Below are 16,541 nucleotides of genomic sequence, written 5' to 3' on the forward strand. Positions count from 1 at the left end.
GGCTATCCGGTCAGTCATGCTGCGCATACACCTCGAGAAGCTCTTGGTATCGGTTTCGGATCGTGACTCGACTGACGTGGGCGACCTCACTCACCGTCTCCTGTGTGAGCTGCTCGTTCGTGAGGTGGGTCGCAGCATACAGAGCGGCAGCCGCCAATCCAGCTGGACTCTTTCCACTGTGGACGGCATTATCTGTAGCTACCTCAAGCAGTTCTCGAGAGCGCCGTTCTGCTTCGTCGCTCACGTCAAGCGAGGACGCGAATTGGGGAATGTATTGCATGGGATCCTCTGGCTCGATCTCCAGCCCAAGTTCTCGGGACAGATATCGGTACGCTCGCTGGATCCGGATTTTCTCGACACGGCTGACATCGGCGAACTCCGTAAGCGGCCGTGGCATTCCATGCTGTCGAGCAGCCGCGTACAACGACGCCGTCGACATGCCCTCGATCGAGCGACCTGGGAGCAGGTTCTGCTCTACAGCACGCCGGTACAGCACGCCTGCAGTTTCCCGAACCGATTCCGGAAGTCCCAGAGCGGAAGCCATGCGGCTTATCTCCCCGAGCGCTTGCTTGAGATTCCGCTCGTGGGCATCCTTCGTCCGGAACCGCTCGTCCCACGTCCGGAGGCGCTGTAATTGAGCACGTTTGCGACCGGAGACAGCCTGTCCGTAGGCATCCTTGTCCTGCCAACCAATAGTCGTACTCAGGCCCTTATCATGCATCAGCTGCGTCGTCGGAGCACCGACCCGACTCTTTTCATCGCGTTCGTCCGACGTGAATGCACGCCACTCCGGGCCGTGGTCAATTGGATCATCTTCAAAAACCAACCCACAGCTTTCGCAGGTCGCCTCACCGCTGTCGCTATTCAGGGTAATATGGCCCTGACACTCTGGACAGGTGTTGTCGTTAGCAGACTTCACCTCACGGTCGCGTTCATCTATTGATCGTTCCTGGGTATGTTCTTGAGCCATCATACTATCGGCGTATAGGGGGTTTCCCTACAAACCGTGGGTCTTCTTAACAGTGCCGTGGGACGGCTCCTCAATGAATAGCAGGCGGTGTCCCACTCGCTGGGAATCCGGCCTAACACTTTGCCTCCAAGACATCAACTAGTCACACCGCCAGTCAGCGTCCCTACCCAATATTATGTCTCAAGCCCGACTCCGCTGGCACGACGTGCGAGCTACGATTTCAAGGATTCCGATCGGGTACAGACATATCGCCGGCTTCACGCTACTAGTGACGTATATCGTGATGCTTCTCGGAGCTTACACTAGTGCAATCGGTGCTGGACTTTCCTGTCCTGATTGGCCGACCTGCTACGGGACGTGGGTCCCCTTCCTCCAACCCGATATCATTACTAACTCGCCATACTCTGCACTCCAAATCTTCGCAGAGTGGGCTCACCGTGGACTGGCGATGACGGCCGGGGTTCTGATCGTCGCCACGACTTTGGGAGCGTGGGTGACACACCGGAATACCCCGATTGTCAAATGGTCGGCCACGGCTGCTCTTGTCCTGCTTCCGTTACAGGTTATCCTCGGAGGACTGACCGTCACGGAAAATCTCCAACCGATCATCGTGACGACTCATCTCGGCGTGGCAATTCTTATTCTCCTCTGTCTCCTGACGACCTTCCTTGTCACATATCTCCGCCGCTGATGACACCTTCCGTATAAAATAATGCCACAGACACCGACGATTCAGCTCACTACGAGAGCACAACACGGAGCCTATGAAATCTGCCACCTGGAGTAGTGATCACGAATGACTGCCCATACCTGCCCGATCTGTACAGATCAGTTCGAAACAGCTGGAGCAGCGCGTGACCATACATGGAACGATCACAGCGCCTGCCACTATTGTGGTGAACAACTCGGTGACGAAACCGACGAGCAACTCTACAGACACTGGCTCGCCGCGCATCCCGACGACCTCTCACGTGTGGACTACAAACGGGCCGATACAGTCGTTGATTCAATCACCTTCTCAGAGCGGCTCTCCGAGGGAGGTGTCGGAGCTGCTGTTGGAGGACTGACCCGCCGGCAACTTCTCCTCGCCGGTGGTAGTGCCGCCACTGCCGGTCTCGTGATCGGCGCCACCGCTCTCTCTACCAATACGGGTACTGAACCGGATGGCGGTGCGAATGCTGGAGGTGAGGGGGGCGCCGTCGCCACTGCCCCGATTCCCGAATCGTCGAGCGATTTCCGGTATGCGACGATGGGGTCCGCTGATGCTGATATCACGGTAACATACTTCGGGAGCTGGAAGTGTCCGTACTGCGCCCAGTTCAGTACGGGGATGCTCTCACAGCTCGTGACGGACTACGTGGAACCAGGCACGATCGCGCTCGAGTTCCGCAATCTCGCATATATCGGTGGCGACCCGTTTTTGGGCCCCGATGCCCCGGCAGCTGGACAGGCCGGATTAGCCGTCTGGAACACCGACCCAGCCTCGTACTGGTCGTTTCACGAATACGTGTTCCGGAATCAGCCACCCGAAAGCGACCAGTGGGCGACCGCCGAGAGATTGGTCGAGTTTGCGCAGTCGGCAGGCGTCTCGGAAACTGCGTCGATCCGCACGGCGATCCAAGAAAAGCAGTACGACGACGCGCTGCGGGCGACTGACAGGGCTGCGAGCGATGCCGGTGTTGACGCCACACCCACGCTCCTCATCAATGGCACGACGGTCAATCCACTCGGAAACGAAGAGCGAACAAGACAGTTGATCGAAGATGCAACTGGATCAAACTGAATCATGGATGTCCGAAGGACGATTCTGGCTTGCAGGCGGGGCATGCGTCGCGGCGGTTGCGACCCTGGGAAGCCTCTGGTTCAGTCTCGGCCTCGGTCTCGTTCCGTGTACCCTCTGTTGGTATCAACGTATCCTCATGTATCCGCTTGTCGTCGTTCTCGGCGTTGCCGCCCTCGAGAGTCACAACACAGTCTGGCGAACAGTTGTGCCACTGTCCGTGGTGGGTGTTTTAATCGCGGGATATCACTCCGTGCTCCAAGCAACGACGGCCTCATGCACCTTTGCTGGCCCCTGTGCAGTCGTCCAATGGCAGGCTCCGGTGCTCGGACTCACGATTCCGAATCTCTCACTGATCGCGTTCGTACTCGTGACCATTACAGTCCTCGCTGGATCGAACCTCGTCGAACCTGAACATCAGCCATGAATAAAATTACTACCGCGGGAAGTCCTGTAATGGATAGTGCCGGAGTCGACCTATTACAGCCAGCTTGTAGGGTGGAGCCCTACGCACACATCTGAGTATGTCGTCGATATCTCGTTTCCGGTCTGTCGCCTCGGCGATTGGTCTCACGTATGGATCATACGTCGCGGGGGCTATCGTAATCCTTGCCGTCGCGACGGTCGTCGGAGTGTTCGGAGTCGACCTCGCGTCACGTCCAGCCCTCAGGTTGGTCTTGAGTACGTTCTTCCTCCAAGGAGTGACGTTTGGGGGCATCGCCATCCTCTATCTCAAAGGCCGTGATCTCGGATTTGGATTCGTTCCAGTTCGTCTGCCTGACAAGCGTGAGGGAGCGGTGATTATCGGAGGGAGTATAGCGATCCTTGGGTTGCTCTTTGTGGCGTCCTCAGTAATCACGGCCCTGGGTCTGAACTCGGCTCAGAATCAGATCGTCAAGGTCGGGCGACAAAATCCGAGTGTCTTCCTTCTTCTGATCCCGCTCCAATTTCTGTTGGTCGGCCCGGGAGAAGAGCTGTTGTTCCGGGGCCTCGTCCAGGGCACCCTCCGTGAAAGTCTCCATCCGGCTCGTGCAATCATCCTCGCAAGCGCTCTGTTCGCATCGATCCATCTCTTCTCGTTGTCAGGGGAAGGCAAACTGGTGTACATCGGTATCGCATTCGTCCTGGCCTTGGTACTGGGAGCAGCGTACGAGTACACGGACAACCTCACAGTTCCGGCTGTGATTCACGGGACGTATAACGCGGTGCAGTTCGCAGGGGCCTATCTGACGGCGACAGGCGGACTCTAAAAGTCTGATCGCTTTCAACCTCAGTTTCGGACTCCTAACGGCGAACAAGTATAGGCGAAAGGCCGCGATCTTCATTCGCCTTTTGCCGAACATATCCACGCGCTGTCCCGTGAATTGGGACGCCGCAGTCGCCCTATGTTTAGGCCAACCAAAATACCGAGTGTATCATGACTACACGTTTCGGCGCACCCGGAACCGGACTGTCCCGGCGTGAGTTTCTCGCGGCAACTGGCGCGACTGGTCTCGCTTCGTTATCAGGCTGTTCTGCGGGCGGAACCAACGAGCCAGCAGCAACGAGCGACAAGCCCACGCAGGCACAAACTGACTCGCCTAATCTCCCATACACCAGCCCTCCAACAGTCGTCAACGTCGACGAGCAGGGCGGCGAAGTGACGGTGCGGACTCAGCAGGCCCGCCACGCCGTCCACCCGCTCGATACAATGGGTGGGCCCGTCGAATTCCCACGCGTCTGGGCGTTCCAGGCCGACGACAACGACCCCAGCGTCCCCGGCCCAATTCTTAGAACGACCGAGGGTAACGCGATGGAGGTGACACTCGACAATACCGATGGCCGACGTCCCCACACGATTCACTTCCACGGGGTTCGCAAGACGTGGAAGAACGACGGTGTTCCGACGACGACCGGCATTCAGGTCCCGCCAGGGGAGACACACACCTACGAAATACCCGCTAACGTCCCTGGGACGCATTTCTACCATTGTCACTTCCAGACCCACCGACATATCGACATGGGCATGTACGGGGTCTACCGAGTCGATCCCGAAGGCTACGAACCGGCGGACCGCGAGTACTTTATGACGATCAAGGACTGGGATTCGCGGGTTCCACGGAAGTGGGCCGGTGAGGCGGACTTCACCTACAATTCGGCAAGTCGAAATCCAGACGTGTTTACCGTCAATGGGAAGAGCGCGCCCCGGACGCTGCACCCCGAAGAAGGGTCCCCGATCATCGTCGACGAGGGCGATTCAGTTCGTATCCACCTCGTCAACGGCGGGTACATGTCGCACCCGATGCACATCCATAACCACCGCTTCCAGCGCGTCGAAAAGGACGGCGGGACGATTCCGGAGGCTGCCCGACACGACATGGACGTCACGAACGTTGCCCCTGCTGAACGACACACGATCGAATTTACTGCCGATGCAGACCCCGGCATCTACCTGATGCACTGTCACAAAGTCAACCACGTGATGAACGGCACATTCTATCCCGGCGGGATGCTTACTGGAGTGGTCTATCGGTCCGTCATGGATACGGACATCTTCAACCAGCTTATGGAGTACGCCGGCTACTCCACGTAGAGACGCTCTATACGACGACCCGGACTGGATCTAACTGAACGATAGTGGTTAACCGCCCCTGGTGGACTACCGTTGGTTCGACACCGCCCCGTTGAAACAGCCGTCGCCAGGACTGCGAATCGGTCATCGAAATGAATCGGAATCAACACAGCTGGAGGCTAGCATGGATCGCAATCTGGCGGATTTCGGCTACTGGGTCGGCCTGTTACGGACTGGCGCGGAACTCGCCGTGTTTCATCCCGAAGAAGAACGCGATGACTGAGAAGACGATCATCGAGGGCAGAACCATCATGAAGACTGTCGAGGAGGTCATCACGGTCGTGAGCGCGATCGCCGCGACGGCGACAATTACGACAAGGGGAGCCACCGAGCGCACAAAGTCGAATTCCATATGTACTGTTGTGACCGGATAGACAAAACCGTTAACAAAGTGAACCACCTCGGGGTCAAGCCCCGAGGCACTCGCCTTGCTTTCTCTGTAGATTTGCTGAAAACCGACACTGACGACTGAGTAGGAAGTGAAAGAAGGAACTACTCATATTGGGAAATGATTTCCAAGATATCGACAAACGTCGCCAATACCGGATAATCAACCTCCAGACCCTCATAGAGATACGAACAGAGATCAGTGTGGGTATCCACGTCTGCCGATCGATCGATTCGATGAGTGTGGATTTCCTCCTGCCGTTGCTGGATCCAACTCTTACATTCACTATTCAACGTGTGAAGCGTGTCGTATCGGTCGGTCAGTTCAGTATCTGAGCCCCTCTGTAATTCCGTAGAATCAAGTTCTGCTATCGCCTCTCGAATCTCCTGAACTGTAGATTGCGCATCTTTGAGCGTAGTGAATTCATCCTGGAGGCTCTCCAGAAAGACCTGGCGGTTGTCAATACACTGCTGTGCGGCCTCGAGGAGTCGTTGTTTGATGACTGGTGAGAACGTAGTCGCTTCCGAGATTAGAACCAACACATCGACCCCGAACTCGGCACTGAGGCTCGCCTCGAACGAATCACCGTACACGTCGCCGTAGTGGTCGACTGCCATTACAGTATCATGATACCACGGCTCGATGGCATCACGGATCGACTTCTCTTCGGATATAAAGTTCTGATTCACTCCAACAACGGACCGTTCGAACCGAGGAGTCTGTGTGTCGACTGTCTGAATACGCTGGCGAAACCGTTGGAAGGCTCGACATTCACGTTCGACCTCACGTCGTTCTCGCCGAACACTATCGAGGGCAGCATCCGTGTATGTCGGCCACGAGCCTTGTGCGAGCGTCATCGACAGCGTATGTCTCCATACTGGAAGTCCGAAGCAGAGTCAATGTCGGCCATATGGTGTACAAGCGATTCCAGAGCGCACAGCTCGCAGTATACGCGGCCGCCTACCCGGAGAACGAGCTGTATGAGACGCTGCCCTGATCGACGATGGTCTGGCTTTCGGGAACGTCTCCGTCCGGCGGCATACTCCCCTCCGCGGGACCGCCGGGTTCGCCAACGACAATCCGACCAACCATCCCCAGGGACTTGTGCGGGATACAGAAATAATCGTACGTCCCCGTGGTCTCGAACGTATGCTCGAACGTTGCCCCCTGTTCACTCAGGATTTCGCTATTGAACGTTTCTGCTCCCTCGGGAATCCGTGTCACCTCTGCTGAACTCGTTCCTTGTTTGTAGGCAGTTGCCGAGTGACTCCCACTCTGGATTTCGAACGTGACTGTCTCCCCGGATTCGATGAACAGACCGATGGGATCGAAATAATACTCGCTCCCTTCGGTAACCATCATAACGGTATTCGAGTCTCCTGACCCACCAGTTGTCTCCTGCGTTTCAGTCGTGGTTGGCTCACCGCCACTATCTCCGTTCCCCGAACTACTGCATCCGGCGAGACCAGTTACGCCACCTGTTGCGAGAAGTCCGGCTGTCTTGAGGACCTGTCGACGCTCCATACCCACTTATCAAACTCCCCAATATAAGGGTCGAAGGCGGATTCCCAATACATAGGACACCGCCTTCGTTTGACGTACCGAAGTCGCAAAGTCGGAGTGATGGCATTCCGCTTGGCATGGCCCCATTCTTCATTCGATCTCTGGGCCACCGTTCAGACCAATAGCTACCTCTGTCGAGGTGAGCCCGATGGTTGATCCCGTTCTTGCGAGCCGACTCCAGTTTGCGCTCACCACGATCGTTCACATCATCTTCCCAGTGATGAGTATGGGACTTGCACCGTTTCTCATCTATTTTACATGGAAAGAGATTCGTACAGAACAGCCAGTGTACGAACAGTTACGTCGGTTCTGGACGCGCATCTTTGCGGTCAGCTTCGTCGTTGGCACAGTGACCGGACTCGTCCTCGAGTTCGAATTCGGAACGAACTTCGCCGCGTTCTCGACTACCGCCGGGGAGCTGTTTGGCGGCCCGCTCGCGCTCGAAGGGATGATGGCGTTCATGCTGGAGGCGACGTTCCTCGGCATCTTCGTCTTCGGCCGTGACCGCGTCTCGGACCGCCTCTACTTCCTCTCGAGTATCGCGGTCGGGCTCGGGACGTGGCTCTCGGCCGTGTGGATCCTTATCGCGAACTCCTGGATGCAGACGCCTCGGGGCTTCGAGATCGTCGTCGAGAACGGCCAGCGAGTCGTAAAACTCACCGATCCGCTCGCGGCCTACCTCAACCCGAGATTCCCCTATATGTTCGTCCACATGCAGAACGCCGCAGTCGAGTCGGTGGCGCTCTTCATGGCCGGCGTCGCGGCCTACTACGTGTTCCGGCACCACGTCTGGGGCTACCCAATTGAACACATCAATGTCTGGGAGAAGACGCTCAAAATCGCGCTCGTTGTTCTCCTCATCACGGCTCCACTACAGGTAATTCAGGGCGATGAGTATGCCCGCCACGTCTCTGAAACCCAACCCCAGAAATTCGCCGCGATGGAAGCCGTCTGGGAAACAGACTCCTACGTCCCCGAGTATATTGTCGCGTTCCCCACGGACGTCAACGACCTGCTGAACCCACGCACGAAAGAGCTATTTGGCATCGGCATCCCGGGGGGAGCATCCTGGCTCGCGAGTGGCGGAAACCCACAGGCGACAATACGTGGCCTCGAATCCTTCTCGACGAAAGCCCCACCAGTGGCGATCGTCTTCTGGGCGTTCCGAATCATGGTTGCGCTCGGCTTCTGGTTCATCCTGTTGGCCGTCTGGGGTGCCTATCGATGGTGGCGTGGGGAACTCTTCGAGGACGACCTATTACACAAGGCTTTGATGGCCTCATCTCTCTTAGGGTTCCTCGCCGTGGAAGTCGGCTGGATCGTTACCGAGGTCGGGCGACAACCATGGGTCATTCAAGGAGTGATGAAAACAAGTGCTGGCGTTTCCTCCGATTTAACAGGTGCAGAAGCAACGTTCACGCTCATCGGCTTCGCCACCGGGTACGCCCTGTTGTTGAGCCTCTACACGTACGTCGTCAGTCGCATCATCAGAGAAGGGCCACCATCCTACAATGAACTCAGACTGAGTGACCGCGCCCCTCCATCGAAAACGGAGGTGACATCTAGTGACTAGCGTCGGATCGCTGGCCACGAAGCCGCTATTCGGATTACCACTCGCCGAGCTCTGGTTCGCGCTGCTGTTCTTCATATTCGGGATGTTTCTCTTTCTCGACGGGTTCGACTTCGGCGTGGGCGTCCTGTTTGCGACCCGTGACGACCACGAGAAAGAACAGCTGTTGGCGGCTGTTGGGCCGTTCTGGGACGGGAACGAGGTCTGGCTCGTCGTCTTTGGTGGAGCACTATTCGCGGCGTTTCCGTCCGTCTACGCGAACCTCTTCAGCCGGTACTATCTGTTGATGTTCGCGATTCTCGCCGCACTCGGGCTCCGAGGGCTCGCTCCCGAGATGTACGAGGAGCGCGAAAATGACCGTTGGCGGACACTCTGGGGCTACTCGTTCGTCATCGGGAGTACCGTGACGCCGTTTCTGCTAGGGCTGTTCGTGATGAACTGGCTGCTCGGGGCGACCAGCCTGATCACCCCAGTGGGGGTCCTCGGTGGTCTCACAGTCCTCACCCTCACGATCGTCGACGGGGCGGCATTCCTCGGGCTGAAAACCCGCGGCGCGCTGCGAGGCGAAATGCGGACCTACGGTATTCGAGCCGCCGTGGGTTATCTTGGTGGAGCAATCATCACTCTCGGAGCGATATACGTGACCGAACCAGGGCTGCGCTCCTCTTTCCGATCCCCCACCGTCGTTGCACTTATAATTCTCACTGCAACTCTGACGGGAATCTACGTCGTCGCGCTCCGCAAACGTCGGTACTACGCCGCGTTCGCGGCGACAGTCGCGCTCGTCTTCGGATTCGTAGGGCTCGTTGCGACCCTACTGTTCCCCGTCGTCGATCGAACGGCTGGACTCACCATCCGAGATGCGATCATCTCGACGCTTCCGCTCAATCTCATGTCGATCATGGCGAGCGTGCTGCTGCCGATTGTGCTCATATACTTTATCGTGCTCTATTCAGCGTTCAGTGGTCCCGTCGATACTGAGGGAACGTACGGATGAGACGCATAATCAGGCAACAGCGTGTCGTTGAATTGTGAGGATAGAATCCAATGAGAAATCAACATCAGTTCGTGAAGATGGTGACCTGAGACGATGGTATCAATACAATCCAGTTCGGAACCCCGATTGCTGTCTCGTATCGTAGTGACGTGGGTTGAGCTTACGGTTGTCGGGTTCGGAGGAGGTGCGATTGGCACATCGATTGGTGGCCCGCCAGGATTGATTATTTATTTTGTCACAACACTCGTCTCGGTTGGAATTCTCTTCTACAACGTGAATGAGCTCATCAAACAATGGGTGATCGATACTACAGATTCCACGTAGGCGCCTGAGTATATCGAACCGTTTGATGAAGTGGTCAGGCTTAACAGGAGTGACCAGCGAGTTCAAGATGCTCCGTTGGTGTAGCTCGGCCAATCATCTCGGCATCTCTCGTCGAGGACCGGGGTTCAAATCCTCGACGGAGCATCCCTGATCCGTTCCACTGCTCTACTCATAACTATCACAGATGGCCACCGCACAACAAGAGACCGAAGAACACATTTTGACCCGCTATCTCTCTGTAGAAATCGGTACACTCACTAGCCCGTGTCTGTTTGTTCTTGCCGCCGCCACGGTCGTATATAGCTGGCCACCAGCTGTACTCGGATGGTTTGTATCCGGCTTACTCGGACTTCTTGTCGCAGTAGCTTCCGGCCGGACGTCAGCGGTCAAGCTCAGTCTCATCAAGTGGCCCCGACCTGAGTCGAAAGGCGATTTAGCGGTGAATGCGATCGCATACAACGGCGTTTTGATTATTGGAACCGTACTTGGACAGATTGTGTGGACGGCATCGAATAGTCTCCCACTCGCTGCAGGGGTTGGGGCCGTTCTTCCGGTCTGGTTCCTCAAGCACATACAGTTCCTCGTGTTTCTGGACGGCGAGTGAATTCACCGTGTTGGTCATACTTTCGGAGGAGGGTATTTCCACACCCTGAGGATACAAGACAGGCAAATCCGGGATATCAGAGATAAATCAGTCAGGTAGAAGTGGCTCCCTATCCAAGGTCGAATAATGTCACCGGAAGAGCGCCAACAACGGGGGGAATCCTCCCGTGGACAGGCCTCTCGAATTGGGTCTGTTCGGCCACTCTCTGTACTTCTCGCCGCGATTGGTACGCTCACTCAGGTTCCAGTCGCGTCCGCCCACGGTACAACCGGAAGTGGTGGACTCTCGCAAGGACACGGTGTAATTATTGCACTCGTTGGTGCCGTTATCCTCGGTGGATTCATCCTTCTCAAGCGGACAGATCGGATTACGGCGACAACCGCTCTGTACGGCGTGTTCGCCGGTATCGCTATCACTGCGCTTGGAGCCGTACTCTTCGAAGGACTCTCTCCCGATCCGACGTACACTGCGAACTCAATGCCGTTTCCCCGGTCGTGGTATCAACCACTTGCCCTACTGAGTGGCTTGGGCATCATGGTCGCGAGCTTCGTCGTTGGGTGGCTCCGCTGGCCATCCCGGCCACGGTACACGTTCCTTGGTATCCTCATGGGACTGTGGATCTCGTACCCTTACTTGCTTCCTGGACTGGCAAGCGATACCCATCCACTCGGGTACGCCATCGTCCTCGGCACGCCACTCCTGGTCGGGTATGTCGTCTGGAAGGACGCAGGGAGTGTCATTCGCGCAGTTATGCGTGATCCGGTTGCGCGTCGCTTCGGCATCGGCGTCGGCATCGTGTTAGCGCTCTTTTTCGTTACCGTGACGGGCTACCTCTCGTTTTTCCCCGAGGAGGGCTTCCCCGAGGAGGTGACGGTCGTCGTGCTGCCCGCGATCTATCAGCTGGTGTCGTGGCCCACGCTCGAAATCGCGATTCCGCACCTCCCGTACGTACATATCCCGTTCTTCCTGGCCGTGTCCCCCGGCCAGGTCATCATCGTCGGGCTGCTGAGCGCACTCATCGGGCTGAACGCCGCTCTCATCGCCCGGCACTGGCGTGTTGAGGAACGGGCTGGTATGACCGAAGGAACCGCGGGAAGTGCTGCAATCGTCGGGACGTGTACCTGTGGGTGCTGTGGGCCACTCGTCGCGAAGATCGCGGTGCTTGCTGCCGGGCCATCGATTGCCGCCCCTCTCTACTGGGTGTTCGTCGATTCCGCTTCGCCGCTCAGTGCGGTATTCATTGTCGGGAGCTTCATCCTCTTCACCGGGAGTCTACTCTACTCGGTCCAAGCAGCCCGACAGCCCGATCAATCGGCCGCCATCATCCCAGCCGACTGAAATGAGAGATCTACCGTGAGAACACGGTTGACGGATGTCTCAAGATATGGAGAGCAAACATCGACGCTACGGATTGTTTGGACTGGCAGCGGTACTGATCGTTGTCGGTACCCTTGCGACCGGCTTCCTGCCGTCGACGCCGTTCTACCAGATTCTCTCTGGAGGCATCATCGTAGCAGGCTTTGTAGTCGGGTACGCGGGCCTCGGTGCCTTCGAGTTCCTCGAATGAAGCAATAGGGGCCGTCTTCATCCGGTTACAGTAGGTATCTGCCGCTTCGTAGGATTTGATCCGCTACTCGTGAAGCAGGTCTCGAAACGAGTTCGCCGCGAGGAGACCGCCGGTCGCCACGACCGCACCCATCGCGAACACCGGATTCAGCAACCCCGTCGCTGCGAGGGGCATCGTGACCAGATTATAGAGCAGCGCTAGCCCGTTGTTCTGTGTGACACGCCGACGAGCTGCATCTGCGAGATCGAACGTCGTCTCCACCGCCGCGAGGTCGTCATCGACGATAGAAATATCCGCGGCATCGGATGCGAGTGCCGTCCCCCCACCGAGCGAGATTCCCAGGTCTGCGGTCGCTAGGGCCGGCGCATCGTTCGTTCCATCACCGACCATCGTAACCTGTCCCCGGGACTGCAACCGCCGAATCGTCGCGGTCTTGCCTGCGGGTGGGACCCCCGCGAACACGTGATCGACGGCAGGGTGGCTGTCGAGAAAGTCAGTGGCGGCCTCGTCATCGCCGGTCAGAACGACGATCTCGATATCACGATCACTCAGTTGCGTGAGTGTGTCATCCCAACTCGGGCGTGGTTCGTCTCCCACGACGATGACGCCCTCTGCATGACCGTCACGGCCGACGACGACCGGTAGCTGACCGGCCGTTCGTGCCCCTGTGGCCCGCGTCGCGATCTGCTCGCTCACCGACCACCCCAGGTCCGCGAAGAGATCGAGATTCCCGACGAGAACGCGCGTGTCCGCGACGACTCCTTCGACGCCGGTCGCGTGGCTCGTGAATTCAGTGATGTCCGCTGCGTGCTCGTGATCACTTCCATCGGTAACACCCCCATCGGCTCTCGATCGGTCGCCGTCCTGACTCCCTTTTCCTAATGTATTCACGATCGCGGCGGCCGCCGGGTGGGATGCTCGCTGTTCGAGGGCCGCGACGGTTTCGAGGAGATCCGACGGTGCATCCGCCTCGAGGACATCCATCTGGCCGGTCGTGAGAGTCCCCGTTTTGTCGAAGACGACGACATCGACGTTCCGAAGGCGCTCGAAGACGGTCTCGTCGAAGATGACGATGCCCCGCTCTACCGCTTGTTCGATACTGGTTGCCACCGAGAGCGGGGTTGCCAGGCCAAGTGCCCACGGACACCCAACCAGGAGAACTCCCAGCGCCGTCAGGACGGCGACGGGAATGCCAGTCCCCACCAGAAGCGACCCCAATCCAGTGAGTACCGCCCCACCGACGACGACCGGGATGATAACCGACGCGAGCCGGTCGGCCTGCCGCTGGACGCCGTGCTCCCCGCTCTGGAGATTCCAGACCGAGGTGATGAGGCGATCGATACTACTGGTTGTCCCATCGCTCACTGTGAGAACAGCAGCACCATTTGTGACGACTGCCCCGCCGACGACGTCGTCGCCCGCTCGCTTCGATACCGGGAGCGACTCGCCCGTCACGATCGCTTCGTCGACCGTGCACTCACCCTCAGCGAGAACTCCATCGACCGGGATTCGTTCGCCCTCGCGGACGAGGACACGCTCCCCGGGTTCCAGATCGTGTACGTCGACCATCGTTGTCATCCTATCGGCGCCATACCGCCTGGCCTCGGTGACGTGAGAGATAGTGAGATTCGTCAGGCGATCCATCGCTCGCTGTTTGCTCAGGGATTCGTAGAAGATAGCAGCCACCACACTCGCGGCAACCAGAATCGTGAGGTCGTAGAAAACATCGATCCGACCGAGGAGAAAGGCAATCGTACTGTACACGTAGGCACTCACGATGGTAAGTGCGACGAGCAGGTCTGTGTTCGGCTGTCGCATCTTCAGACTAACATACGCACCTTGTAACAGTGGGAGGCCAGTGAATAACAGAACCACCCCTGTCAAAACGAGAAAGAGTGGCAGGATCAACAGGCCATCTCCACCGCCGAGTCCGGACGCACTCGCGTACATATCGAGCGTCCCATCGCCAAAGAATGACGAGAGCTGCGCCGGGTAGAGGAGAACCGCATACGGGAGGAGCATGAACGTCCCAAAAATGACGCCAACAGCGTAACGGAATCCCAGCACCTCGTCAATCCCTCGTTCATTCGGCTCGTCAGATCGCCGTGACTGTCCGATTACAGTCGGTGAGCCATCATTCCCTCCAGCACGAAGGGTAGCCGAATAACCGAGCGTACTCAGGGCATCACAGAGAGTCTCCTTTGAGGCACGATCAGGGTCGTATGTGATACGGACCGTCTCGGTAACGTAGCTTGCTGCCGCATCGACGACGCCTTTGCAATCCTTGGCGGCCGATTCGAGAAATCCCTCACACGTCGCACAGTGCATCCCGTCGACTCGGAGGAAGACACGGTCCTCAGCTCCTAATCGATGCATGGCTGCCTCGCGCTCGTCCGTTCCAGACTCAGGCTTGCGCATGATATCGTCCGTCGGAGCCATCCGACTGTGATCTCCATCGCTACCGAGCACTCGATGGACGTTTCGACATCCATCACAGCAGAAGACGATGTCGTCCTCAGCCACGACTCGATCCTCGGAGACAGCCCTACTACAAAGCGCGCATGTGGAAGATAGTGATTGAGACGAAGACACAATTGATTACCACCAGCTGACAGCGAGCCGAGCACAGCCACGGAGCCGCAAGGGCGACCTCGGCCGAAGTGTCATTACCGGTGATACAGATGCCTCGATATTAAACGCTGTTCGGTGACGAGTATACGAGTAGATACCCTTGGTCCGAATCTCCGCCTTTGAGCACCAGAGAGAACATATGCCACCCCTCAAAAATAGGGAGCACACGGATGCACGATCTAACTGGGTTCCAGCGAGATATCTTGTACGTGATCGCCGGGCTCGAGGAACCACACGGGCTCGCAGTAAAGGCCGAACTCGACGACTACTACGAACAAGAGATCAATCATGGGCGGCTCTATCCAAACCTCGACGACCTCGTCGGCAAAGGCCTCCTGGAGAAAGGTGAACTCGACAAACGGACGAACGTGTACACGGTCACACAACGCGGAGTGCGGGAGATCGAGGCGCGACGTGAGTGGGAAAGCCAGTATTTAGAGGACGTGAACGCACCCACTACGTCGTAGAACCAGGCGAGTAGAACTCAATATAAAAGCGGGACTGCTTTACCCACTTCTCACGAATACGCATTGAGATGGCTCGGCTCGTCTTCTATCATCACCCACAGGCCGAGAATTTCTCACTCAAATATAGCTCGGCATCGGTAGCAGAGATCCGGTCTCAGCGAGAGCAATCCGACGAGTTGACAAAGCTCATCGGATACCCCTTCGAATCTCCGGTCTATGTGCTCTATGAAGGCGATTCAGAGATCGAATCAGCCCAAGATATTGACTTCGATCAGGAATGGCTGAGCGACCGTATTCGTGACCTTCCTCGTGCTGGGCAAGTTGTCGCATTCCGATTAGTGGAGTTGCTCGAAGCAGCTGTCGATGTTCGAGAGGAGGATGAGTTTCGGCTCTACAAGGAGTTCGAACCGCAAAAAATCCAGCAGGCACTCGATCACGTGTCCTGGGGAGCCCCACTTCCGACCGTCGCTGGAGAAGTGATGTCGAATTTGATTCTCCGACATTCCCTCCCGAATGCGAATCATCGAACTGGCATCGCTATGCTGCAGTTCTGTATTGAGAGTGTGGACTCGGATTTTGCGATGCCACGAACACACGTCGACGACGATACCTGGCGAGAGTGGGTTGACCCCTACATCATTGATTCCAAGCGGCTCATCACGGTCCGCCGGAACAACCTCCGTTTCAAGCAACTCGAAGACCTGGATGTCGACCTCGTCGAACGGAAAGACGGGATCCAAATTCGATTAGCCGAGTTCGAGTTGGATATGCATTGGCGAGAAGCCCTTTCGCAGTACGCTGAGCAGCATGAATCCCACTGTACGGACTTTGCGCAGGCAGTTCTCGAACGAGCAGAACGGGACGATCTGCTCGACCGTCAAGGACCAACGAAACAAGAGTTCATCACGTATCTGGAGGGCGGACTCGTCGAACGGGACTTCAGAGAAATGTTCTGATCAGTCGCGAAGCTCGGCGACCGACTGTCCGACCTCGCGAACGTGTTCACTTCGCTCGAGGTCGAGTTCCTCGGCGAGGTAGTCAACCGTCTCTTCGAGGCTCATATGCGAAG

Annotated in this window: 17 protein-coding genes and 1 tRNA gene; 13 read left to right on the top strand and 5 right to left on the bottom strand. The window is 57.2% G+C overall.

Going from position 1 to position 16,541, the window contains the following annotated elements:
* Positions 1-10: 10 nt before the first annotated feature.
* Positions 11-973: a transcription initiation factor IIB gene (locus tag EGH21_RS17965; RefSeq protein WP_142980623.1), complete on the bottom strand. Its 963-nt coding sequence runs from the start codon at positions 971-973 to the stop codon at positions 11-13.
* A gap of 172 nt (positions 974-1,145) precedes the next feature.
* Here EGH21_RS17965 and EGH21_RS17970 point away from each other — a divergent pair, with 172 nt between their 5' ends.
* The 5 genes from EGH21_RS17970 to EGH21_RS17990 all read left to right on the top strand — a co-directional run bounded on the left by EGH21_RS17970 (position 1,146) and on the right by EGH21_RS17990 (position 5,322).
* The gene (locus EGH21_RS17970) at positions 1,146-1,661 is read left to right on the top strand and encodes a COX15/CtaA family protein (protein WP_142980622.1); all 516 of its coding nucleotides are present in this window, start codon (positions 1,146-1,148) and stop codon (positions 1,659-1,661) included.
* A 105-nt stretch (positions 1,662-1,766) separates the two neighbouring features.
* Positions 1,767-2,753, top strand: a complete 987-nt coding sequence (locus EGH21_RS17975; protein ID WP_142980621.1) for a thioredoxin domain-containing protein — start codon at positions 1,767-1,769, stop codon at positions 2,751-2,753.
* Positions 2,734-3,177 (top strand): disulfide bond formation protein B, encoded by a 444-nt coding sequence (locus EGH21_RS17980; RefSeq protein ID WP_220619819.1) that lies wholly within the window; start codon positions 2,734-2,736, stop codon positions 3,175-3,177. Before EGH21_RS17975 ends, EGH21_RS17980 begins: the two co-directional genes overlap by 20 nt.
* 97 nt (positions 3,178-3,274) lie before the next feature.
* Complete coding sequence (locus EGH21_RS17985) at positions 3,275-4,000, top strand: CPBP family intramembrane glutamic endopeptidase (RefSeq protein ID WP_142980619.1); 726 nt, start codon at positions 3,275-3,277, stop codon at positions 3,998-4,000.
* 167 nt (positions 4,001-4,167) lie between these two features.
* Entirely contained in the window at positions 4,168-5,322 is a 1,155-nt protein-coding gene (locus EGH21_RS17990; RefSeq protein WP_142980618.1) for a multicopper oxidase domain-containing protein, read from the top strand.
* Between the two features lie 205 nt (positions 5,323-5,527).
* Here EGH21_RS17990 and EGH21_RS17995 read toward each other — a convergent pair whose 3' ends face one another.
* The 3 genes from EGH21_RS17995 to EGH21_RS18005 form a co-directional block, all read right to left on the bottom strand.
* Positions 5,528-5,713 (bottom strand): DUF7333 family protein, encoded by a 186-nt coding sequence (locus EGH21_RS17995; RefSeq protein WP_092635601.1) that lies wholly within the window; start codon positions 5,711-5,713, stop codon positions 5,528-5,530.
* Between the two features lie 140 nt (positions 5,714-5,853).
* On the bottom strand, positions 5,854-6,606 hold the full coding sequence (locus EGH21_RS18000; protein WP_142980617.1) for a DUF7260 family protein: 753 nt from the start codon (positions 6,604-6,606) through the stop codon (positions 5,854-5,856).
* Between the two features lie 103 nt (positions 6,607-6,709).
* On the bottom strand, positions 6,710-7,273 hold the full coding sequence (locus EGH21_RS18005) for a plastocyanin/azurin family copper-binding protein (RefSeq protein WP_142980616.1): 564 nt from the start codon (positions 7,271-7,273) through the stop codon (positions 6,710-6,712).
* 187 nt (positions 7,274-7,460) lie between these two features.
* Between EGH21_RS18005 and EGH21_RS18010 the strand changes: the two genes are divergently transcribed.
* The 6 genes from EGH21_RS18010 (at position 7,461) to EGH21_RS18035 (ending at position 12,374) form a co-directional block, all read left to right on the top strand.
* Positions 7,461-8,885: a cytochrome ubiquinol oxidase subunit I gene (locus EGH21_RS18010; protein ID WP_142980615.1), complete on the top strand. Its 1,425-nt coding sequence runs from the start codon at positions 7,461-7,463 to the stop codon at positions 8,883-8,885.
* Entirely contained in the window at positions 8,878-9,879 is a 1,002-nt protein-coding gene (cydB, locus tag EGH21_RS18015; RefSeq protein ID WP_142980614.1) for a cytochrome d ubiquinol oxidase subunit II, read from the top strand. The genes EGH21_RS18010 and cydB overlap by 8 nt, the downstream gene beginning before the upstream one ends.
* Positions 9,880-10,272: 393 nt before the next feature.
* A tRNA-Glu gene (locus tag EGH21_RS18020) sits at positions 10,273-10,347 on the top strand.
* A gap of 40 nt (positions 10,348-10,387) precedes the next feature.
* Positions 10,388-10,807: a DUF8215 family protein gene (locus tag EGH21_RS18025; RefSeq protein ID WP_142980612.1), complete on the top strand. Its 420-nt coding sequence runs from the start codon at positions 10,388-10,390 to the stop codon at positions 10,805-10,807.
* 534 nt (positions 10,808-11,341) lie between these two features.
* Positions 11,342-12,145 carry a hypothetical protein gene (locus tag EGH21_RS18030; protein WP_221886753.1) on the top strand — a complete coding sequence of 268 codons (804 nt, stop codon included), beginning with the start codon at positions 11,342-11,344 and terminating at the stop codon, positions 12,143-12,145.
* A 46-nt stretch (positions 12,146-12,191) separates the two neighbouring features.
* Entirely contained in the window at positions 12,192-12,374 is a 183-nt protein-coding gene (locus tag EGH21_RS18035; protein WP_185903333.1) for a hypothetical protein, read from the top strand.
* 63 nt (positions 12,375-12,437) lie between these two features.
* Here the strand turns inward: EGH21_RS18035 and EGH21_RS18040 are convergent, their stop codons facing one another.
* A complete protein-coding gene (locus EGH21_RS18040) occupies positions 12,438-14,813 on the bottom strand; it encodes a heavy metal translocating P-type ATPase (protein WP_142980609.1) in 2,376 nt (791 codons plus the stop codon).
* A 362-nt stretch (positions 14,814-15,175) separates the two neighbouring features.
* Here EGH21_RS18040 and EGH21_RS18045 point away from each other — a divergent pair, with 362 nt between their 5' ends.
* On the top strand, positions 15,176-15,472 hold the full coding sequence (locus EGH21_RS18045) for a PadR family transcriptional regulator (RefSeq protein WP_220619820.1): 297 nt from the start codon (positions 15,176-15,178) through the stop codon (positions 15,470-15,472).
* 68 nt (positions 15,473-15,540) lie between these two features.
* Positions 15,541-16,428, top strand: coding sequence for a DUF8172 family protein (locus EGH21_RS18050; protein ID WP_220619821.1), 888 nt, complete (start codon positions 15,541-15,543; stop codon positions 16,426-16,428).
* The last annotated feature ends 113 nt before the right edge of the window (positions 16,429-16,541 follow it).

Origin of the sequence: Haloarcula rubra (assembly GCF_019599465.1) — an archaeon.
GTDB classification, from domain to species: domain Archaea; phylum Halobacteriota; class Halobacteria; order Halobacteriales; family Haloarculaceae; genus Haloarcula; species Haloarcula rubra.

Bases quoted from the DNA above. Each gene is read 5' to 3' on its own strand.
- EGH21_RS17965 (WP_142980623.1), bottom strand. From the start codon at position 973: ATGATGGCTCAAGAACATACCCAGGAACGATCAATAGATGAACGCGAC.
- EGH21_RS17970 (WP_142980622.1), top strand. From the start codon at position 1,146: ATGTCTCAAGCCCGACTCCGCTGGCACGACGTGCGAGCTACGATTTCA.
- EGH21_RS17975 (WP_142980621.1), top strand. From the start codon at position 1,767: ATGACTGCCCATACCTGCCCGATCTGTACAGATCAGTTCGAAACAGCT.
- EGH21_RS17980 (WP_220619819.1), top strand. From the start codon at position 2,734: ATGCAACTGGATCAAACTGAATCATGGATGTCCGAAGGACGATTCTGG.
- EGH21_RS17985 (WP_142980619.1), top strand. From the start codon at position 3,275: ATGTCGTCGATATCTCGTTTCCGGTCTGTCGCCTCGGCGATTGGTCTC.
- EGH21_RS17990 (WP_142980618.1), top strand. From the start codon at position 4,168: ATGACTACACGTTTCGGCGCACCCGGAACCGGACTGTCCCGGCGTGAG.
- EGH21_RS17995 (WP_092635601.1), bottom strand. From the start codon at position 5,713: ATGGAATTCGACTTTGTGCGCTCGGTGGCTCCCCTTGTCGTAATTGTC.
- EGH21_RS18000 (WP_142980617.1), bottom strand. From the start codon at position 6,606: ATGACGCTCGCACAAGGCTCGTGGCCGACATACACGGATGCTGCCCTC.
- EGH21_RS18005 (WP_142980616.1), bottom strand. From the start codon at position 7,273: ATGGAGCGTCGACAGGTCCTCAAGACAGCCGGACTTCTCGCAACAGGT.
- EGH21_RS18010 (WP_142980615.1), top strand. From the start codon at position 7,461: ATGGTTGATCCCGTTCTTGCGAGCCGACTCCAGTTTGCGCTCACCACG.
- EGH21_RS18025 (WP_142980612.1), top strand. From the start codon at position 10,388: ATGGCCACCGCACAACAAGAGACCGAAGAACACATTTTGACCCGCTAT.
- EGH21_RS18030 (WP_221886753.1), top strand. From the start codon at position 11,342: ATGGTCGCGAGCTTCGTCGTTGGGTGGCTCCGCTGGCCATCCCGGCCA.
- EGH21_RS18035 (WP_185903333.1), top strand. From the start codon at position 12,192: ATGGAGAGCAAACATCGACGCTACGGATTGTTTGGACTGGCAGCGGTA.
- EGH21_RS18040 (WP_142980609.1), bottom strand. From the start codon at position 14,813: ATGGCTCCGACGGACGATATCATGCGCAAGCCTGAGTCTGGAACGGAC.
- EGH21_RS18045 (WP_220619820.1), top strand. From the start codon at position 15,176: ATGCACGATCTAACTGGGTTCCAGCGAGATATCTTGTACGTGATCGCC.
- EGH21_RS18050 (WP_220619821.1), top strand. From the start codon at position 15,541: ATGGCTCGGCTCGTCTTCTATCATCACCCACAGGCCGAGAATTTCTCA.